Annotated in this window: 2 rRNA genes; both read right to left on the bottom strand. The window is 52.6% G+C overall.

The features are described 5' to 3' along the window. Positions 1-7: 7 nt before the first annotated feature. Positions 8-124: ribosomal RNA gene (gene rrf, locus ACMT3I_RS16095) — 5S ribosomal RNA — on the bottom strand. Between the two features lie 178 nt (positions 125-302). Next, positions 303-3,430, bottom strand: a 23S ribosomal RNA gene (locus tag ACMT3I_RS16090). Positions 3,431-3,871 lie beyond the last annotated feature (441 nt).

Genomic DNA, 3,871 nt, shown 5'->3' with positions numbered 1-3,871 from the left:
AAGTTAAGTCCGGCGGTGTCCTACTCTCCCACAGGGTCTCCCCTGCAGTACCATCGGCGCTGAGAGTCTTAGCTTCCGGGTTCGGAATGTAACCGGGCGTTTCCCTCTCGCTATAGCCGCCGAAACATCTGGTGATGAACCACACATGGTGGTCGTCAAGTCGTTTCGACAATTATTGCCGTGTCCCCACATTTTCTGGGAACACTATTCAATTATTGTTGTGCTCTCGTAAGAGCGGTTGTTCTCGACCGTACATCGAGAACCACATAGTGGACGCAAGGATCTTCGTATTCAAACAAAGTGTTATCAAATTATCGGCTTATTAGTACCGGTCAGCTCCGAGAGTCTTTAGTCCTCTCTTCCACATCCGGCCTATCAACGCAGTAGTCTAGCTGCGAGCCTCTCCCCCGAAGGGTTGGAAATCTCATCTTGAAGCCGGCTTCCCGCTTAGATGCTTTCAGCGGTTATCCGTTCCGAACGTAGCTAATCAGCGGTGCTCCTGGCGGAACAACTGACACACCAGAGGTTCGTCCATCCCGGTCCTCTCGTACTAGGGATAGATCTTCTCAAATTTCCTACGCGCGCAGCGGATAGGGACCGAACTGTCTCACGACGTTCTAAACCCAGCTCGCGTACCGCTTTAATGGGCGAACAGCCCAACCCTTGGGACCTACTCCAGCCCCAGGATGCGACGAGCCGACATCGAGGTGCCAAACCATGCCGTCGATATGGACTCTTGGGCAAGATCAGCCTGTTATCCCCGAGGTACCTTTTATCCGTTGAGCGACAGCGCTTCCACAAGCCACTGCCGGATCACTAGTCCCGACTTTCGTCCCTGCTCGACTTGTCAGTCTCACAGTCAAGCTCCCTTGTGCACTTACACTCGACACCTGATTGCCAACCAGGTTGAGGGAACCTTTGGGCGCCTCCGTTACTTTTTAGGAGGCAACCGCCCCAGTTAAACTACCCACCAGGCACTGTCCCTGAACCGGATCACGGTTCGAAGTTAGATATCCAGAGTGACCAGAGTGGTATTTCAACAATGACTCCACCTGAACTAGCGTCCAAGCTTCACAGTCTCCCACCTATCCTACACAAGCCACACCGAACACCAATACCAAGCTGTAGTAAAGGTCACGGGGTCTTTCCGTCCTGCTGCGCGTAACGAGCATCTTTACTCGTAGTGCAATTTCGCCGAGTTCGCGGTTGAGACAGCTGGGAAGTCGTTACGCCATTCGTGCAGGTCGGAACTTACCCGACAAGGAATTTCGCTACCTTAGGATGGTTATAGTTACCACCGCCGTTTACTGGGGCTTAAATTCTCAGCTTCGCCTTACGGCTAACCGTTCCTCTTAACCTTCCAGCACCGGGCAGGCGTCAGTCCGTATACATCGTCTTGCGACTTGGCACGGACCTGTGTTTTTAGTAAACAGTCGCTTCCCACTGGTCTCTGCGGCCTTCAAACGCTCCAGGAGTAAATCCCTTCACGCCTCAGGCCCCCCTTCTCCCGAAGTTACGGGGGCATTTTGCCGAGTTCCTTAACCACGATTCTCTCGATCTCCTTAGTATTCTCTACCTGATCACCTGAGTCGGTTTGGGGTACGGGTGACTAAAACCTCGCGTCGATGCTTTTCTTGGCAGCATAGGATCACTGATTTCGCCCTTACGGGCTACCCATCGGGTCTCAGCCTTATATGAGAGACGGATTTGCCTATCTCTCGGCCTACATCCTTAGACCGGGACAACCATCGCCCGGCTCAGCTACCTTCCTGCGTCACACCTGTTAATACGCTAACCGCACCAGCATAGGGTCGCACGCTAGGCCTCACGCTTCACCCCGAAGGGATCCATCTAGAGGATTCAGATGCTTAGCATTACTGGATTAGTTTGGGCGGTTTTTCGTCAGTACGGGAATATCAACCCGTTGTCCATCGACTACGCCTGTCGGCCTCGCCTTAGGTCCCGACTTACCCAGGGCGGATTAGCCTGGCCCTGGAACCCTTGATCTTTCGGAGGACGGGTTTCTCACCCGTCTTTCGCTACTCATGCCTGCATTCTCACTCGTGTAGCCTCCACGGCTGGTTTACACCGCCGCTTCGCTGGCCACACGACGCTCTCCTACCCATCAACACGGCTGAACCAACACAACAAGTGTGCGGCTTACCAAAAATATCAATGCCACAACTTCGGTGGCGTGCTTGAGCCCCGTTACATTGTCGGCGCGGAATCACTTGACCAGTGAGCTATTACGCACTCTTTCAAGGGTGGCTGCTTCTAAGCCAACCTCCTGGTTGTCTGTGCAACTCCACATCCTTTCCCACTTAGCACGCGCTTTGGGACCTTAGTTGGTGGTCTGGGTTGTTTCCCTCTCGACGATGAAGCTTATCCCCCACCGTCTCACTGCTGCGCTCTCACTTACCGGCATTCGGAGTTTGGCTAACGTCAGTAACCTTTTAGGGCCCATCGGCTATCCAGTAGCTCTACCTCCGGCAAGAAACACGCAACGCTGCACCTAAATGCATTTCGGAGAGAACCAGCTATCACGAAGTTTGATTGGCCTTTCACCCCTATCCACAGCTCATCCCCTCCATTTTCAACTGAAGTGGGTTCGGTCCTCCACGACGTCTTACCGTCGCTTCAACCTGGCCATGGATAGATCACTTCGCTTCGGGTCTAGGACATGCGACTCAATCGCCCTATTAAGACTCGCTTTCGCTACGCATTCCCCTCTCGGGTTAAGCTCGCCACATATCACTAACTCGCAGGCTCATTCTTCAAAAGGCACGCTGTCACCAGTACAAGCTGGCTCCAACGGTTTGTAAGCAAACGGTTTCAGGTACTATTTCACTCCCCTCCCGGGGTACTTTTCACCTTTCCCTCACGGTACTTGTTCACTATCGGTCATGTAGGAGTATTTAGGCTTATCAGGTGGTCCTGACAGATTCACACGGGATTTCTCGGGCCCCGTGCTACTTGGGATACTTCTCGCGCCATTGGAACATTTCGACTACGGGGTTCGCACCCTCTATGACCAGGCTTTCAATCCTGTTCGTCTATATTCCTTTGTAACGCTTGCTGTTCGGCAGAATCAGCAGAAAAGTCCCGCAACCCCGACCATGCAACGCCTGCCGGCTATCACACATGATCGGTTTAGCCTCTTCCGGGTTCGCTCGCCACTACTAACGGAATCACTATTGTTTTCTCTTCCTGTGGGTACTGAGATGTTTCACTTCCCCACGTTCCCTCTACCCGCCCTATATATTCAGGCGGGAGTCACCAGGTCACCTTACGGGCCTGGCGGGGTTTCCCCATTCGGAAATCCTCGGATCAAAGTTCGTTTATCAACTCCCCGAGGCTTATCGCAGATTACTACGTCCTTCTTCGGCTCTACATGCCAAGGCATTCACCGTTTGCTCTTAGAAATTTGAAATCACATGAGTTTGAATCGAATTAAGTATCACGAATAAATTCGCGATCGAAATTGACCAATGATGAGCCAACAAACACCCCGACAAGTCGGTTCATTCGCTGGCTCGTCTTTGTAATTTGAAGCCCGAAGGCTCAAATTTAAGATGCTCGCGTCCACTGTGTAGTTCTCAAAGTACGGGCGGTATCTCCACTCCACCGCGGCTGCCGAAACAGCTCGACTGCGATGAAATCAAGATCCAGAGGTTCAGTCCAACCCGAAGGTCGTTCCGGTCCCTCAGGACCCAACAGCGTGCGTCATGCAAACCCCCACCACCCAAACCGTTCCAACCGACTTCCGAAGAAGAAAGCGTACTGAGTTCAAATAGATCCTGTTTGCATCAATGTCAATGTTCCACCCATGAGCGCCATCCAACCCGAACAGGTTGGTATGACTGTCAGCTGT

The sequence above is a fragment of the Leifsonia sp. A12D58 genome (assembly GCF_047530025.1).
GTDB lineage: Bacteria > Actinomycetota > Actinomycetes > Actinomycetales > Microbacteriaceae > Cryobacterium.
The sequence above is the reverse complement of the archived record's forward strand: the minus strand, read 5'-3'. Positions and strand labels throughout refer to the sequence as shown.